The 15,589-nt window shown below is 48.6% G+C and carries 15 protein-coding genes, 1 tRNA gene, 1 rRNA gene, 1 other RNA gene, 1 pseudogene and 1 other annotated feature; of the genes and pseudogenes, 5 read left to right on the top strand and 14 right to left on the bottom strand.

Annotated features, from left to right (window positions below; translation table 11 throughout):
• Positions 1-378 precede the first annotated feature (378 nt).
• The 7 genes from IC21_RS02735 to tadA form a co-directional block, all read right to left on the bottom strand.
• Positions 379-645, bottom strand: coding sequence for a pro-sigmaK processing inhibitor BofA family protein (locus IC21_RS02735; protein WP_019720902.1), 267 nt, complete (start codon positions 643-645; stop codon positions 379-381).
• A 76-nt stretch (positions 646-721) separates the two neighbouring features.
• Positions 722-934, bottom strand: a complete 213-nt coding sequence (locus IC21_RS02740; RefSeq protein ID WP_013858046.1) for a YaaL family protein — start codon at positions 932-934, stop codon at positions 722-724.
• An 18-nt stretch (positions 935-952) separates the two neighbouring features.
• The gene (gene recR, locus IC21_RS02745; RefSeq protein WP_013858045.1) at positions 953-1,549 is read right to left on the bottom strand and encodes a recombination mediator RecR; all 597 of its coding nucleotides are present in this window, start codon (positions 1,547-1,549) and stop codon (positions 953-955) included.
• A gap of 14 nt (positions 1,550-1,563) precedes the next feature.
• Positions 1,564-1,890 carry a YbaB/EbfC family nucleoid-associated protein gene (locus IC21_RS02750; RefSeq protein ID WP_013858044.1) on the bottom strand — a complete coding sequence of 109 codons (327 nt, stop codon included), beginning with the start codon at positions 1,888-1,890 and terminating at the stop codon, positions 1,564-1,566.
• A 16-nt stretch (positions 1,891-1,906) separates the two neighbouring features.
• Positions 1,907-3,598 carry a DNA polymerase III subunit gamma/tau gene (dnaX, locus tag IC21_RS02755; RefSeq protein ID WP_029142751.1) on the bottom strand — a complete coding sequence of 564 codons (1,692 nt, stop codon included), beginning with the start codon at positions 3,596-3,598 and terminating at the stop codon, positions 1,907-1,909.
• 155 nt (positions 3,599-3,753) lie between these two features.
• Positions 3,754-4,018: signal recognition particle sRNA large type (gene ffs / locus IC21_RS16065), an RNA gene on the bottom strand.
• 86 nt (positions 4,019-4,104) lie between these two features.
• Positions 4,105-4,614 (bottom strand): tRNA adenosine(34) deaminase TadA, encoded by a 510-nt coding sequence (gene tadA, locus IC21_RS02760; protein WP_017554643.1) that lies wholly within the window; start codon positions 4,612-4,614, stop codon positions 4,105-4,107.
• 113 nt (positions 4,615-4,727) lie between these two features.
• On the opposite strand from tadA, the gene IC21_RS02765 reads away from it, so the two are divergent.
• The 4 genes and pseudogenes from IC21_RS02765 (at position 4,728) to IC21_RS02780 (ending at position 7,496) form a co-directional block, all read left to right on the top strand.
• On the top strand, positions 4,728-5,024 hold the full coding sequence (locus IC21_RS02765; RefSeq protein WP_029142750.1) for a hypothetical protein: 297 nt from the start codon (positions 4,728-4,730) through the stop codon (positions 5,022-5,024).
• A pseudogene (locus IC21_RS02770) lies at positions 4,996-6,054 on the top strand (glycoside hydrolase family 18 protein); the annotation flags it as partial. The gene IC21_RS02765 and the pseudogene IC21_RS02770, both read left to right, overlap by 29 nt.
• A gap of 148 nt (positions 6,055-6,202) precedes the next feature.
• Complete coding sequence (locus IC21_RS02775) at positions 6,203-6,841, top strand: deoxynucleoside kinase (RefSeq protein ID WP_017554638.1); 639 nt, start codon at positions 6,203-6,205, stop codon at positions 6,839-6,841.
• Positions 6,828-7,496, top strand: a complete 669-nt coding sequence (locus IC21_RS02780) for a deoxynucleoside kinase (RefSeq protein WP_013858038.1) — start codon at positions 6,828-6,830, stop codon at positions 7,494-7,496. The genes IC21_RS02775 and IC21_RS02780 overlap by 14 nt, the downstream gene beginning before the upstream one ends.
• A gap of 172 nt (positions 7,497-7,668) precedes the next feature.
• Here IC21_RS02780 and IC21_RS02785 read toward each other — a convergent pair.
• The 6 genes from IC21_RS02785 to guaB all read right to left on the bottom strand — a co-directional run bounded on the left by IC21_RS02785 (position 7,669) and on the right by guaB (position 14,196).
• Positions 7,669-7,758 (bottom strand) — tRNA-Ser (locus IC21_RS02785).
• 238 nt (positions 7,759-7,996) lie between these two features.
• The gene (gene serS, locus IC21_RS02795) at positions 7,997-9,277 is read right to left on the bottom strand and encodes a serine--tRNA ligase (RefSeq protein WP_029142749.1); all 1,281 of its coding nucleotides are present in this window, start codon (positions 9,275-9,277) and stop codon (positions 7,997-7,999) included.
• Positions 9,278-9,327: 50 nt separating this feature from the next.
• Positions 9,328-9,543: a binding site (T-box leader), on the bottom strand.
• A gap of 51 nt (positions 9,544-9,594) precedes the next feature.
• Positions 9,595-10,167, bottom strand: coding sequence for a pyridoxal 5'-phosphate synthase glutaminase subunit PdxT (gene pdxT / locus IC21_RS02805; protein ID WP_013858036.1), 573 nt, complete (start codon positions 10,165-10,167; stop codon positions 9,595-9,597).
• Between the two features lie 11 nt (positions 10,168-10,178).
• Complete coding sequence (gene pdxS / locus IC21_RS02810) at positions 10,179-11,060, bottom strand: pyridoxal 5'-phosphate synthase lyase subunit PdxS (RefSeq protein WP_019720907.1); 882 nt, start codon at positions 11,058-11,060, stop codon at positions 10,179-10,181.
• 179 nt (positions 11,061-11,239) lie between these two features.
• Positions 11,240-12,526, bottom strand: coding sequence for a serine hydrolase (locus IC21_RS02815; protein ID WP_029713873.1), 1,287 nt, complete (start codon positions 12,524-12,526; stop codon positions 11,240-11,242).
• A gap of 203 nt (positions 12,527-12,729) precedes the next feature.
• Positions 12,730-14,196: an IMP dehydrogenase gene (gene guaB / locus IC21_RS02820; protein WP_013858032.1), complete on the bottom strand. Its 1,467-nt coding sequence runs from the start codon at positions 14,194-14,196 to the stop codon at positions 12,730-12,732.
• Positions 14,197-14,318: 122 nt separating this feature from the next.
• Here guaB and IC21_RS02825 point away from each other — a divergent pair, with 122 nt between their 5' ends.
• A complete protein-coding gene (locus IC21_RS02825) occupies positions 14,319-15,245 on the top strand; it encodes a YaaC family protein (RefSeq protein WP_035176588.1) in 927 nt (308 codons plus the stop codon).
• Positions 15,246-15,501: 256 nt separating this feature from the next.
• On the opposite strand, the gene rrf is transcribed toward IC21_RS02825, so the two are convergent.
• Positions 15,502-15,589 (bottom strand): 5S ribosomal RNA (gene rrf, locus IC21_RS15815); the annotation flags it as partial.

Genomic DNA, 15,589 nt, shown 5'->3' on the forward strand with positions numbered 1-15,589 from the left:
TGAGCCAGGATCAAACTCTCAGTAAAGATGTTTGATAAAAGCTCAAAAAGAATTTGACGTTTCGTTTTGTCCAGTTTTCAAGGAACAATCGCTTGTTTTTCAGCGACTTTTATATCTTATCATGATGCAACCAGCATGTCAATTACTTTTTTTGGAAAGTTTGATGCCGGAAGCAGCGGCAAAAATTATTATACTAAGATAGGGAAGAGCAGTCAATCCTTTTTTTAATTTGTCCAGTTATTCTACGTCAGAACCCTGGTGCTTTTCCATTCTGAGCTTCAGGTACCTTCGCATAGGCAAAAAAAATCGCCAAAGAAATGTTTAACATTTCTTTGGCGCACGTGTTTGTCTGCTGATGGCGGTCAAACGCCGCTTTTGTCAGGACAGAATCCACGTCTGAATGACAGTCAGGCCGATGACCCCGGGTATGCCGAGCAGGCCGGAAACAGATACGGTTGCTGCATTGATCGGAACATGCAGCCCGTACCGGCCGCCCACCTGGTTTAAAAAGAAAAGGAGTACAGCCCCGATGATGGCTTTGATGCACAACTTTCCCGCCCATCGCAACGGTTTGGTTAAAGCTGCGGAAAACAGCAGCAAAAGGATCAGGCCTACAATCGCAATAATGATGATGGTTGAGCTCAAGCGGATCACCCCTTTTTTCCGGCTGCTTTATTTTTATGAAGGAGTTGTCCAAAAAAGAACTTGAGCCGTGCTGCCCTTACTGGAGGCGAATATTTCTTCTTTTCACTTCCCGAAAAAGAAACACATATTTTGCTTCGGCCACTTTGGTGCGGAAGTAAAGTTCTTCATTAAATTCAAAACTTAGATTCTGGAGGGCATTTTGCTGCACCCATTCATTTTTTACGTTTGTGACCAAATCAAGAAGAAGCGCATCGTATGCTTTCCTGAGTTTTTGCTTCTTACTGAACATTGTATCCACCCCGTCAGGTTAAATTTCTCTTCGGCCTTCCAGTGCTTTTGATAAGGTGACTTCGTCGGCGTACTCGAGATCCCCGCCCACCGGCAGCCCGTGCGCAATCCGTGTCACTTTAATGCCGGACGGTTTTAAAAGCCGCGAAATATACATGGCTGTCGCTTCACCTTCGATATTTGGATTGGTTGCAAGAATCACTTCCTGGACGGTTTCATCGCGCAGGCGTTTGAGCAGATCCGGCACACTGATGTCTTCAGGGCCGATTCCGTCCATTGGCGAAATCGCACCATGCAGGACATGGTAAAGGCCGTTGTATTCTTTCATTTTTTCCATGGCAATGACGTCTTTCGGCTCCTCGACAACGCAGATCACGCTTCTGTCGCGGCGCGGATCGGCACAAATATAGCACGGATCTGTATCAGTGATATGCCCGCAAACGGAACAGTACGTCAGATCCCGTTTCGCATCGACAAGCGCCTTGGCAAATGCAAGGACGCTGTCTTCCTTCATATCAAGAACAAAAAATGCCAGCCGGGCCGCGGTTTTCGGCCCAATGCCTGGCAGTTTCATGAAGCTTTCCATTAATTTTGTGATTGGTTCAGGGTATTGCATTGTTGATCACACCTTTAAAATCCCGGAATATTGAAGCCTTTCGTGTACTTGCCCATCGTCTGCTCCGTCAGCTGTTCAACTTTATCCAGGGCGTCATTGGTGGCGACAAGGATCATGTCCTGCAGCATTTCGACATCGTCCGGATCGACGGCTTCTTCATTGATGCGCACTTCCAGCACTTTTTTATGGCCAGAAACGACAACGGTTACCATGCCGCCGCCTGCCGTACCTTCCACTTTCTGTTCGCCAAGCTGCTCCTGTGCCTCCATCATTTCTTTCTGCATCTTTTGCATTTGTTTCATCATTTTTTGCATATTGCCCATATTGCCCATTCCTCGCATATGAAACCCTCCAGTTTTAGTCTTTTATTTCAATTAATTCAGGCCCAAACAATTTGATTGCTTCGGTTACAACCGGATCATCCTGCGGTTTTTCTTCCTCTGCTTCTTCTTTATGGTGGTGGATATAATTTTCCCTGATCGTATTCCATTCATTTTCCGGAACGCCCGCAGCCTGGTACCCGGTTCCGGTTAATTCACTGAGCACGCTCGAAATCGCTTGTAAAAATTTCTCGTTTTCCATCGCCATCTGGCAATGGATCTCATATTTGAATTTGATGACAAAAGCGTTCGGCGACGCCGCCACCGGTTCCGCTTCGTTTAAAAGCGCCGCCTGCGACCGCATCTGCCTGCTGTTGAGCGTCTCAATCATATCGTTCCAACTGTTTTTAATCCGTTTGAGATCCTCTTTTGTCGCTTCTTTTAATATATCATGAATCCTTCCGACTTGTACCTTAAAACCTTTCGAAGTGCGCGGAATTTTTCTCGGGGCCTGCCGTTTTGGCGCATCTTCTGTTTCATCCGCCTCCGGCACCCCGTTTTGCTTGAGAGACTCGAGTTCTGATTCGAGCCGTTCGATTTTTTCAGCAAGTTTCCGGATGAGATCATTTTCCCCGGGATCTGGCGCTTTTTCTTCACAAAGTTTGATAAAAGCCACTTCCAAATAAACGCGGGCCATATTGGAAAAACGCATATCCTGCTGCGTTTGGTTCAGGATGTCAATAAAACGGTAAATTTCCTGCGTTTGAAGCGAGCGGCTCATTTCTTTAAACGCCTCATCTAAATAAACCCTTTGAACCGCTTCCTCCATCTGCGGGGCAGTTTTATACAAAAGCAGATCGCGGAAATAAAGGATGAAGTCTTCCACAAGCCTTGAAGGATCTTTTCCCTGCTGGAGAAGAGAACCGACAAGGTCAAGGCATTTTGCAGCATCCTTCTTTTGAATTGCCTGCGCAAGGCGGGTAAAATCATTCTGGGAAATGGAACCCGTTACCGTGAGCGCATCTTCCACTCTCACTTTCCCCTCGCTGAAAGAGACGGCCTGGTCAAGCAGGCTGAGCGCGTCCCGCATCCCGCCTTCCGCAGCATGGGCGATAATATTGAGCGCCTGTTCATCATATGCAATGCCGGTTTCGCCTGCAATATAAGCCAGGCGTTTAAAAATATCACGGGATGTGATTCGTTTAAAATCAAACCGCTGGCATCTGGAAACGATCGTAAGCGGAATTTTATGGGGCTCGGTTGTTGCCAGAATAAAAATGACATGTTTCGGGGGCTCCTCAAGTGTTTTCAAAAGTGCGTTAAATGCGCCGATCGACAGCATATGGACTTCGTCGATAATATATACTTTATATTTAACAACACTTGGCGCGTATTTGACTTTGTCGCGGATATCCCGGATGTCATCCACGCCTGTATTCGACGCCGCGTCAATCTCGATGACATCTGGGATCGTGCCGTCTGTAATCCCCCGGCAGGCAGCGCATTCGTTACACGGTTCCCCGGTCGGAGCATGTTCGCAGTTCACCGCCTTTGCCAAAATTTTAGCGGCACTTGTTTTTCCTGTACCCCGCGGGCCCGAGAAAAGATAAGCATGTGTTGTTTTCTGTTGCAGGAGGGCATGCTGCAATGTTTTTGTCACATGCTCCTGCCCGACGACATCCGCAAACCGCTGCGGCCGCCATGTGCGGTATAACGCCTGATAAGCCATGATCAATCCTCCCGGCCAGATTTGCTTCCGACTCACACATTTCTTTTATTATACCTTAGGAAAAGCGATTTTACATCCCGAATCGAAAAGCATTCAAATATGGAAAAAACCCATCCCGGATCAGGATGAGTTTTGTTTTTTATGTAATGAAACTGCCGCGCACCTTTCTTCGACCGACCCTCATAAGCGTTACTTAAGCAGTTAGCTCGACCCAGGCTGCCCTGCGGCACATGGAATGACCCGCTTAATGCTGCTTCCTTCCGGACCTGACATGGTTCGCGGGGTTCCATTGCGCAGGACCCGGGTGTCAACACCACTTACTTAAGGCTGGCCCTACAAGCAGCCGGCCTCGGAAAGGGATTCAGTCCCGCTGGAGCGGATTGCGGGTACAGGGCACCGCTGCCTCCCCACCTAGCGCGGCAAAATTGATACCAGTTTAAGCGTTAAAAACTAACGCATAACTAAGTATACATGTCTTTTTTAAAAAAAGCAATCTCTCCCGCCTGTTAATTGGTGGGGCTTTTTCCATCTTCCTCTGCCACAAATTTTTCCTTCTTTTTCTTCTCCCTTAAAGACCGGAAAAAGGACCGCAATAGCTCCCCGCATTCTGTTTCAAGCACACCGCTTACGACTTCGCTCCGGTGGTTAAAGCGGCCGTCCTCAAGCAGGTTCATCAAAGTTCCCGCACAGCCCGCTTTTGGGTCTTTTGCCCCGTAAACGACCCGCTTGATCCTCGATTGTAAAACGGCACCGCTGCACATCGGGCATGGTTCCAGTGTGACATACAACTCGGCATTTTCAAGGCGCCATGATCCGATCACTTCGCATGCTTTTTCGATGGCCAGAAGTTCCGCATGGGCGGCAGCACGCTGGGTGGTTTCGCGCAGGTTGTGGGCTGCAGCAATCACTTTTTCATCGAGCACAATCACCGCCCCGATCGGCACTTCACGGAGATGCTGTGCTTTTACGGCTTCCTGAATGGCAAGGCGCATATAATATTCATCGCGATTTTCCATCCAAACTCCTCCAAAAGGTATCGTAGCCTTATCGTAACACAGCCTTGAAAAAAATCACACTTGGTTTGGCCATAAGTTTTACACCGGCTTTCTTCGGGCAGAAGGGTCCTAACATGAAGAAATTGGATGCTCTTTCGTTACTGAGCACTTATATGTTAGGGAACATTGCAAAAAACGTTCACTTTCCCAACTTAGAGGGCTCCTGCGTCAGGAAGCGCCGCAAAAAATCATTCGCTTCCACCGGCCGTGGCGTTCAGCAATACCGCAAAAAGGGTTTGCTTTATGATTCCGCGAAAAAATGCGCACATAAAAAGCGGGCATGTTTTAAAAAACGCGGCATAAAAATAACAATAGCGATGGCTGACACGAGGGGGGACTCGTTTGCAAATCCATGTTGTCGAAAGAAATGACACGGTCTCAAATCTTGCGCAAAGATACAGCGTCCCGGCTTGTCATCGGACAGGCGATTGTCATCCCGATCACCGGGAGGTTTTATTGGGTCCGGCCGGGGGACAGCTTATATTCCATTGCACAACAAGCAGGGATATCTTACCAGGAACTTGCCCGCATCAACGGCATTTCTGTCCATCAGCAGCTCCGGCCCGGGTTGCGCCTTTATCTGCCGCCTTCCTCGAAAAAAAGAGCAGAATTTAATGCGTATGTTGAACCATTCGGGAACACGGTTTCAGCGTCTCTTGAAACAAGTGCGCGAAAAGCGGCCCCGTATTTGACCTATCTTGCCCCGTTTGCATTCCGGGTAAACCGAGATGGCACACTTGTTGCCCCGCCGCTTGGAAATTTGCGGGCGGTTGCCGATGCCCAAAACGCCATTTTAATGATGGTGATCTGTAATCAGGAAAACGGCCAGTTCAGCGATGAACTCGGGCGGATCCTTTTGAACGACGAAACCGTCCAGAACCGGTTTTTAAATGAAATTGTTCAAACCGCAAGCCGGCTCGGTTTCCGTGATATTCATTTTGACTTTGAGTATTTGCGCCCGCAGGACAGGGAAGCTTACAACCGGTTTTTAAGAAAAGCAAAAACGCGCTTCAGCCGGGAAGGTTGGCTCATGTCCACCGCGCTCGCTCCGAAAACGAGCGCCACCCAGGCCGGGCGCTGGTATGAGGCACACGATTACAGGGCGCATGGCGAAATTGCCGATTTTGTTGTCATTATGACCTACGAATGGGGGTATAGCGGCGGCCCGCCTTGCCGGTGTCTCCGATCGGGCCGGTCCGGGATGTGCTCCGCTATGCCATCACAGAAATGCCGCCCAATAAGATTTTGATGGGGCAAAATCTGTATGGCTATGACTGGACATTGCCCTATCAAACTGGCACAACAGCAAGAGCCGTCAGCCCGCAGCAGGCCATCCGGCTCGCGGGTGCGCACAATGTGCCGATCCTGTATGACACAACATCCCAGGCCCCTCATTTTAACTAGTTTGTTAAAACCAACCCAGGAAACAGCCGGAAGCAGAACGCCGGGACACATGATCGCTTTTTTTCCCGCATGCCAACCGGCGGAGACTTGTGCTAAAATAGCAACAGTGTGCATCAATGAACAATCGCTTCAGCGGGAGGGCGTTATGAAAAGGGTACCGTTTATTGCAATCGAGGGACCGATCGGCGTTGGCAAAACGTCATTGGCAAAAGCCATTTCATCATACTTTTCGTTTCAGCTTTTGAAAGAAATTGTGGATGAAAATCCTTTTCTTGGAAAATTTTATACCAATAAAGAAGAATGGGCTTTCCAAACCGAGATGTTTTTTCTCTGCAATCGCTACAAACAGCTGGAAGACCTTAAACGGCATAGGCAGCCTGTCGTTGCAGATTACCATATTTTTAAAAGCTTGATTTTTGCCCGGCGGACGCTAAAAACGCATGAGTTTGAAAAATTTATGAAAATTTACGGCATTTTAACAGCCGATATGCCGCAGCCGAACGTCATCATTTATTTGCACGCAAGCCTGGAAACGCTCCTCAAGAGAATTGAAATAAGAGGGCGGGCATTTGAAAAAAATATGCAGGAAACGTATTTACAAAAACTATCCGCAGACTACGGCCGGTTTATGAGCCGCTTCGAAGCCGGCCATCCGGACATCCCGGTATTAAAGTTCGACTGTGATACACTTGATTTTATCCGGCATGAACATGACCTGACATACATGCTGCAAGAAATCGCGCAAACCTTACAAAAAGGAGTACATACCCATGGAACTTCGTGAGAAATATCAAATTCCGAACCACGCTGTGATCACCATTGCAGGTACTGTCGGCGTCGGAAAATCGACTTTAACGCGTGCGCTCGCGAAGGCGCTCCATTTCCGGGCGTCCTTTGAAAAAGTCGACACCAATCCGTATTTGGAAAAATTTTATAGCGATTTTAAACGGTGGAGTTTCCATCTTCAAATTTATTTTCTGGCGGAAAGGTTCAAGGAGCAGAAAAAAATGTTTGAATACGGCGGCGGTTTTATCCAGGACCGCTCCATTTATGAGGATACCGGCATTTTTGCCCGGATGCATTATGAAAAAGGCAATATGTCTGCCATTGATTTTGAAACCTATACAAACTTGTTTGATGCCATGGTGATGACCCCGTATTTTCCGCATCCCGACCTGATGATTTATTTGGAAGGCAAGCTGGAAAACATTTTGGAACGGATCAAAAAACGCGGCCGTCCAATGGAACAAGATACCCCTGTTGAATACTGGATTGAAATGCAGAAACGGTACGAGCAGTGGATCGACTCTTTCCATGCCTGCCCGGTTCTCAGGCTGAACATTGACGAATACGACCTGTTTGAACATGAAGATGCCGTCGAACCGATTGTCGAGCGGATCGGCTACATGCTCGCACAGGCAGCAGCCGTAAAAAAATAATAGCGGCTAAAAACCCGTTACCATCGCGTAACGGGCTTTTTAATGATTTACGGAGGGATCACGGGCATGCAAAAAATGTGGTGTCTTGTCCTTACTCCACGAAAAAAGCCCACAGCTCCCGCCATTTCAGGGTGCCACAGGCTTTCAATCATAGTCCTTTTCATTTTTCAAGCGGAGGAAGAGGGATTCGAACCCCCGCGCGGTGTAACCCGCCTGTCGGTTTTCAAGACCGATCCCTTCAGCCAGACTTGGGTATTCCTCCATTTTGACAAAAAAGATTATAACCTACACGATCAAAACAAGTCAAGCACATCAAGATTTTCTACTGCGGAAAGCCATCTGAATTTTAGCCAAGGGAAGGCCCCGGAACGCACATTTAGATATGGCCGTTTTTCTCTTGTCCGCCCTTTTGAGTAAAATCCCGCCCTAAAAAATGCGGAAGCTTCCGGAAAACATGTTTCAAATCCCCGGCTTTTCATGTAAAAAAGCCGGGGATTTTTTTATGATTCTGGTTTGATGATATCGATACGCATGTACGGGCGGAGCACTTCGGGAACCACCACGCTGCCGTCAGCCTGCTGGTAATTTTCAAGGATGGCTGCGACGGTACGCCCGATGGCAAGCCCGGATCCGTTCAGTGTATGGACATGTTCCGGTTTTGCATTGGGTTCCCTGCGGAAGCGGATGTTCGCACGCCTTGCCTGGAAAGCTTCAAAGTTGCTGCACGAAGAGATCTCGCGGTATACGTGCTGGCTTGGCATCCATACCTCAATATCATATTTTTTCGCTGCCGTAAACCCGAGGTCCGCCGTGCACATGCTCATCACATGATAAGGCAGGCCCAGAAGCTGCAGCACTTTTTCCGCATGACCCGTCAGTTTTTCAAGCTCCTCATAGGAATCTTCCGGTTTGACAAATTTTACAAGTTCCACTTTGTTAAACTGGTGCTGGCGGATCAGCCCGCGTGTATCGCGCCCGGCAGAACCCGCTTCCGAACGGAAACAGGCGCTGAATGCCACATAATTGATCGGCAGGTCGCCGCCGTTTAAAATTTCATCACGGTGATAATTTGTCACCGGCACTTCGGCAGTCGGGACCAGAAAATAGTCTTTTTCATTGACAAGAAAAGCATCTTCTTCAAATTTCGGCAGCTGCCCCGTTCCTGTCATGCTGGCGCGGTTCACCATATACGGCGGCAATACCTCTTCATAACCGTGTTCTTCGACATGCAAATCAAGCATAAAATTATAAAGCGCACGTTCAAGGCGGGCGCCAAGCCCTTTGTAAAAGACGAACCGGCTGCCGGTCACTTTGGCTGCCCTTTCAAAGTCAAGGATGCCAAGGTCAGTGGCAATATCCCAGTGCGGTTTCGGTTCAAATCCAAATGCCGGCACTTCACCCCATTTCCGGATTTCGACATTGTCCTCTTCGCTGTCTCCCACCGGCACGCTTTCATGCGGAATGTTCGGAATAGAAAGCATCAGCATTTCAAGTTCGGCCTCGACTTGTTTCAACTCCGCATCCAGCGCTTTAATTTTCTCGCCGACGCCGCGCATTTCCTCGATCAGCTTTGTTGCATCTTTCTTTTCGCGTTTCAGTGCCGCAACTTGCTGCGTGACTTCATTCCGCCTGTTTTTCAACGCTTCGCTTTCCATGATCAGTTCGCGCCGCCTTTGGTCCAGCCCGCTGAACTTTTCAAAATCGGTCAAATCTTCTCCGCGGTGCTGCATCCGTTCTTTGACTTCATCAAAATGCGCACGCAAAAATTTGATGTCCAACATGCTATCCTTCTCCTTTTATCGAAATTCAAATAAAAAACTCCCGCCCCGAAAACAGGGACGAGAGTGAACCCGCGTTGCCACCCAAATTGAAAACAAGAGTTTTCCGCTTTGTAAGGATAACGGGTTTTTTCCCGTGGATGCCTACTCGCCCGGCTTTCAGCAACCCGCTCAAGGATGGATTCACAGAAGCTTTCCGCCGGTTTCCACCGCCCACCGGCTCTCTTTAGGAAAAGCGTTCTCCTACTGGTTCCTGTCATTGCTTTTTCAGTCTTCACGTACACCTTAATGTACTACAATTTTATCCGTTTTGCAACAGACTATACCGGAATCCTTGCCATACTCAAAAAATATTCGGTCATCCGCAGGTCATCCGTTAACTCCGGATGGAAGGAGCAGCCGAGCAGATTTCCCTGGCGGACCGCAACAATCCGCCCGCGGCACTCGGCCAGCACTTCAACATGATCGGAAACGGAAACGATATGGGGCGCGCGAATAAAGACAGCCGGGAAATCTTCCGCGATGCCGTTAACACGGATTGTTTCTTCAAAACTTTCCCGCTGGCGGCCGAAAGAATTGCGCGCCACCGTAATATCCATTGCGCCGATATGCGCATCTTCCTGGCCTTCAATACGCTTTGCAAGCAGGATCAGCCCTGCGCATGTGCCAAAGACCGGCTTACTTTCGGCAAACTGTTTCAGTTCCGCCATAAAACCGTAGCGGTCAATGAGCCGCCGCATTGCCGTGCTTTCCCCGCCCGGCAGGATGAGCCCGCCGATTTCGTCCAACTGCTCTTTTTTCTTAACGACAACACCTTCCGCCCCGCAGGCTTCCACTGCACGGATATGTTCCTCCACAGCCCCCTGGAGGCCAAGTACGCCAATTTTTTTCATGCTGATTCTCCTTACCAGCCGCGCTCCTGCATTCTTGCTTCAGCCGGCAATGTTGAAATTTCTAAGCCTTTCATTGCTGTTCCAAGGTCTTTCGACAATTCGGCAATCAGTTTGTAATCTTGGTAGTGGGTCGTTGCTTCGACAATCGCTTTCGCAAATTTCGCCGGGTTTTCCGATTTGAAAATCCCCGATCCGACGAAAACGCCGTCCGCACCGAGCTGCATCATCAAAGCCGCATCCGCCGGCGTTGCAACACCGCCAGCAGCAAAGTTTACAACCGGCAGCCGGCCTTCTTTTTTAATTTGCAGCAGCACCTCGTACGGGGCACCGAGCTGTTTGGCTTCCGTCATCAGTTCATCTTCGTTCATGTTGACCACTTTCCGCACCTGCGCATTCACTTTCCGCATATGCCTGACCGCTTCAACGATATTCCCGGTTCCCGGCTCGCCTTTTGTCCTGAGCATCGAGGCGCCTTCCCCGATCCTTCGTGCCGCTTCCCCCAAATCGCGGCAGCCACACACAAACGGCACCGTGAATTCTTTTTTATTGATGTGGAACTCATCATCGGCCGGCGTTAAAACTTCGCTTTCGTCAATATAATCGACGCCCATCGCTTCGAGCACCCGCGCTTCAACAATATGGCCGATCCTTGCTTTTGCCATTACCGGAATGCTGACGGCGTTCATTACTTCTTCCACAATGGAAGGGTCCGCCATACGGGCAACCCCTCCGGCTTTCCGGATATCGGAAGGAACGCGTTCCAATGCCATGACGGCAACAGCGCCTGCTTCTTCAGCAAGTTTTGCCTGCTCGGCATTGACCACATCCATGATCACACCGCCTTTCTGCATTTCCGCCATCCCGCGTTTCACTATATCTGTTCCTGTTTTCATCTTTTGTACGCCCCTTTATAAAATTAAAAATTCTTATTATATGTATAATAATTTAAATTAACACCAAAAGCGAATGCTTGTCAAGGCACTCATTTTTCCACGTTAAAGTGAAAAACAGGACAAGGGCCCTTGTCCTGTTTTTTTACTTAAAATAATTTACCGGCTGTATGATCCCAAAGTCACTCGAAAAATCCGCCAATTCCACGCATCATACGCACAAACCAGTTGGCTTTTTCAATATCGGTTTTGGTAACCAAAGCGGTGTGCGCTGTACCCGGGCCGTACAAATAGCCAAGTTCCTGCCCGTCTTTATGCCGGGCATACAATGTACCGACCTTTGTCCCCTTTTTCACCGGCGCTGTGATTTGTTTTGAATCAAATTTCACAACAGGGGTGTACATTTTGCCTTCCCCGTTTTTCACAGCCACTTTAAGCGGCGCCTTCGTGACAACGGAAGCCTGTTTTTCTTTGCCGGACTTCACCGTTACCGTCTTTTTCACCTGATAGCCTTTCGGGTAAAGGGTTTTTTCTGTGAAATTATTAAAAGCATAATCCATTAATTTGTTTGTGACATCAAATCGGGACTTGATGGTGCTGTTCCCGTTCGCATCCTCTGCATGAAGAACGACGGTAATGATGCGCATGCCGTTTTGCTTGGCCGTGCCTGTAAAGCAGTATCCCGCTTTGTCGGTGTTCCCGGTTTTCAACCCGTCAACGCCCTTCCGCCCGTAAACAAGGGACGGAATCATCCAGTTCCAGTTCTGCATCGCAATTTCATCATCTGTCCCGGCCCGGAATTTCATTTTGGCCGTGCTTGTTGTTTGTAAAATCTCCGGGTAGTCGTGGATCAAATGGTAGGCGATTTTTGCAACGGATTTTGCTGAGACAAGGTTTTCTTCCGTCCTGCCTGTCCCGGCCGGCTGCATGCCTTGCAAATCCTCATTGTTCAGCCCGGTTGCGTTCACAAACTTATAATGGGTGAGGCCGAATGCTTTCGCTTGTTTGTTCATCATGTTCAGATAGTTTTTTTCCGTTCCGCCGAGCGTTTCTGCAATCGCAATCGTTGCGCCGTTTGCCGAATAAATCGCCATCGCTTGGAAAAGCTCTTTAACCGTGTACTTTTCGCCTTTTCTTAACGGCACATTTGAAAGTGCCCTGTTTTGGGAAATGCGATACGCATAATCGCTGATTGTCACTTTCTGGTTCCACGAAACCTTTTTCTCATGAATGGCTTTAAGCAGCAAATACTCCGTCATCATTTTGCTCATGGAAGCAATGCCCAGCGCCTGTTCGGCATTTTTTTCATACAAAATCTGCCCGTTATCCGCATCCACAATGATAGCCGCTTTTGCATGAATATCCAACTGGTCCTGCGCATGGGCTTTTTTCGGCACCTGCTGCACAACCCCTGCCGATAACAGCAGCACCAGAAACGCAAATGCCATTTTTTGCAAGCTTTTTTTCACTTTCAACCCTCCATCAAGATATGTATACACTTTGCCTATTTTAACATAGTTCCGGTTGAAAAAGTAGATGCATAGAGTTTGCCGTATTTGTCAGCTTTTTCCGAAAATGCAGGGCAGCCGGTACAGGGCTGCAACTCTATTAAATGGTAGAAAAAAACGGCAGGAAAATTGCCTGCCATTTTGTTTCCCATTCAAAATCCATGTTAAGATAAAGAATAATTCGGTGCTTCTTTTGTAATCTGGATATCATGCGGATGGCTCTCCCGCAGGCCTGCCCCTGTCATGCGGATAAACTGCGCTTCTTCACGCAAGGAAATCATATCTTTCGCGCCGCAATAACCCATGCCGGACCGGAGCCCGCCAATTAATTGGTAGATGACATCCTGCAGGCTCCCTTTAAACGGCACGCGTCCCTCGATCCCTTCCGGCACCAGTTTTTTCGCGCCTTCCTGGAAGTAACGGTCCCTCGATCCGCTTTCCATTGCGCTGATTGACCCCATGCCGCGGTAGACTTTATATTGCCGCCCTTGGTAAATTTCCATTTCGCCCGGGCTTTCCGATGTCCCTGCAAGCAGGCTGCCGAGCATTACGGCATGTCCGCCGGCAGCCAGCGCCTTTACAATATCGCCTGAGAATTTAATGCCGCCGTCCGCAATAATCGCTTTCCCGTACTTTCTTGCTTCCGTCGCACAATCATAAACCGCCGTAATTTGTGGCACGCCAACGCCGGCAACCACTCTTGTCGTACAGATGGAGCCCGGCCCGATGCCGACTTTTACAATATCCGCGCCAGCGTCTATCAGCGCTTTCGTACCTTCCGCCGTCGCAACGTTTCCGGCGATGATATTTAAAGAAGGGTAAGATTTGCGGATGTTTGCGACGGTTTCCAGCACCCCTTTTGAGTGGCCGTGCGCCGTATCGATGACAACCGCATCCACTCCCGCTTCAACGAGCAATTCCACCCGTTTCATTACGTCACTTGTCACGCCGACTGCCGCGCCAACAAGAAGGCGGCCCTGGTCATCTTTGGCTGCATTTGGGAACTCAATAACCTTTTCGATATCTTTAATCGTAATAAGCCCTTTTAATACGCCGTTCTCATCGACAAGCGGCAGCTTTTCAATTTTATGCCGGTGCAAAAGCTGCTCCGCCTCTTTCAGCGTCGTGCCTACAGGCGCAGTCACAAGATTCTCTTTCGTCATCACATCTGAAATCCGGGTGGAGTAATCTTCAATAAAACGCATGTCGCGGTTGGTCAAAATCCCGACCAGTTTCTGCTCGTCACGGTTATTTACGATCGGCACGCCTGAAATCCGGTATTTGCCCATTAAATGTTCCGCCGCAAACACCTGCTCATCAGGAGTTAAGAAAAACGGATTGGTGATCACGCCGTTTTCTGACCGTTTGACACGGTCCACCTGCTCCGCCTGTTGTTCAATGCTCATGTTTTTGTGGATAATCCCTAGGCCGCCCTGCCTTGCCATGGCGATCGCCATTTCCGCTTCGGTTACCGTATCCATGCCGGCGCTGATGATCGGAATGTTCAACTTCAAGGTTTCCGTCAGCGCGACACTTGTATCGACATCTTTCGGCAGCACTTCCGATTCTGCCGGAATCAGTAATACATCATCAAACGTAAGACCTTCTTTTACGAACTTCGTTTCCCACATGCAAACCCCTCCTGGATTGATAAAAATATTATTTGTAGGTTATCAATTGGACATAATACTGTCAAGGTCTCCAAAACATATAATACTATTCAGTTAATTCGGAGGGCGAAATATTGTCTTTTATGGACCAATGGGATCACTTGATTTTATTTCAATCCGCGGAATATACGCAGCGCTATTTGAAAGCCCGCTATGAGGATTCGGATTTTAGCCAAAGCGCCGCCAAAAGCTATGAGAACTGCTATGCTTTTATGTATTATCTCGAACACGGTGAAGCTTATTACCGCCAGGCTATGCAGGCGCCCGTTTCGATTCAGCCTGTTCTGATTTTTTACGGCTTCATTCATTTATTAAAAGCCTGCCTGCTGTCATGCGACCCGCTGTATCCTGAAACCACCTCCGTCCTTGCCCACGGGGTGACATCGCGAAAAAAGAAAAAACAAAACTACCGGTTTGGCGAAGACGAGGTTAAAATTCAAAAAACCGGTTTATGCGGCCATTTTGCCCAAAAAATGTTCGGGCTCGGCCCGCTCGAAGGCAATAAATATTCCATGCAGAGCCTGCTCCGGCAAATCCCGGAACTTGAAACGGCCCTCCCCCGCCGGAAATATTTTGTGCCGGTAAAAGAAAAGAACGGGAAGTACCGGCTTCCTTTTGCAGTCCTTGATGGCTACCATATGACAGTGGACAGGTTTTCACAATATTTGTCCGAAAAACTTCAGGGCAGGCTTTTGGAAATGGAAGCGGAAGATGGCGCCTTCTCCTTTTCCACCCGTGGCTGTCTCCCTCCGCCATTCCGTTATCATTTCTTTACAAATCAAATTTGCTTTCCGTGTAAATTACAACCGGAGAACGACCTTCCCGATATATTGGTCCATTACCTGCTTTTATATAATTTGAGCATGATTTCCCGCTACGAAACAGAATGGTGGGCAGAACTGCTTAAGAACCGGGAAACGATTGACTTTCCGGCCATCCGCCTTTTTCTCCAGACGGCAATCGAAAAAGGCCCGTTCCTCTGCCTGCAGTTTCTAAAGGGGATACGTTAAACAATTTCGCCAAACTTAAAGGGGAAACTGATTCTTACGGACAAGAGCAAAATGGAACGATTCACCGGCTATCTGTGTGTACTTTTCGGCCGATTTCTACCATCAAGAAGACCTTGCAAGTTGAAAAATCCCTTTCCGGCTCCTCATTTGATAACTTTGAGCAAAACGGGGTGCATTCCGAAAAAAGCAGGAGCCGAGTACATTTCCCAATAAAAATATGCAAAAACCGCAGACAAATCGCCTGCGGTTTTTTTTGGCCCGGCAACGTCCTACTCTCGCAGGGGGAAACCCCCAACTACCATCGGCGCTGGAAAGCTTAACTTCCGTGTTCGGGATGGGAACGG

It is taken from the genome of Heyndrickxia coagulans DSM 1 = ATCC 7050, assembly GCF_000290615.1.
GTDB lineage: Bacteria > Bacillota > Bacilli > Bacillales > Bacillaceae_C > Weizmannia > Weizmannia coagulans.

Excerpts from the sequence above, each read along its gene's own strand:
- IC21_RS02765 (WP_029142750.1), top strand. The coding sequence starts at position 4,728 with ATGAAGAAATTGGATGCTCTTTCGTTACTGAGCACTTATATGTTAGGG.
- guaB (WP_013858032.1), bottom strand. The coding sequence starts at position 14,196 with ATGTGGGAAACGAAGTTCGTAAAAGAAGGTCTTACGTTTGATGATGTA.
- IC21_RS02780 (WP_013858038.1), top strand. The coding sequence starts at position 6,828 with ATGGAACTTCGTGAGAAATATCAAATTCCGAACCACGCTGTGATCACC.
- IC21_RS02740 (WP_013858046.1), bottom strand. The coding sequence starts at position 934 with ATGTTCAGTAAGAAGCAAAAACTCAGGAAAGCATACGATGCGCTTCTT.
- recR (WP_013858045.1), bottom strand. The coding sequence starts at position 1,549 with ATGCAATACCCTGAACCAATCACAAAATTAATGGAAAGCTTCATGAAA.
- IC21_RS02750 (WP_013858044.1), bottom strand. The coding sequence starts at position 1,890 with ATGCGAGGAATGGGCAATATGGGCAATATGCAAAAAATGATGAAACAA.
- IC21_RS02775 (WP_017554638.1), top strand. The coding sequence starts at position 6,203 with ATGAAAAGGGTACCGTTTATTGCAATCGAGGGACCGATCGGCGTTGGC.
- tadA (WP_017554643.1), bottom strand. The coding sequence starts at position 4,614 with ATGGAAAATCGCGATGAATATTATATGCGCCTTGCCATTCAGGAAGCC.
- pdxS (WP_019720907.1), bottom strand. The coding sequence starts at position 11,060 with ATGAAAACAGGAACAGATATAGTGAAACGCGGGATGGCGGAAATGCAG.
- pdxT (WP_013858036.1), bottom strand. The coding sequence starts at position 10,167 with ATGAAAAAAATTGGCGTACTTGGCCTCCAGGGGGCTGTGGAGGAACAT.
- serS (WP_029142749.1), bottom strand. The coding sequence starts at position 9,277 with ATGTTGGACATCAAATTTTTGCGTGCGCATTTTGATGAAGTCAAAGAA.
- dnaX (WP_029142751.1), bottom strand. The coding sequence starts at position 3,598 with ATGGCTTATCAGGCGTTATACCGCACATGGCGGCCGCAGCGGTTTGCG.
- IC21_RS02825 (WP_035176588.1), top strand. The coding sequence starts at position 14,319 with ATGGACCAATGGGATCACTTGATTTTATTTCAATCCGCGGAATATACG.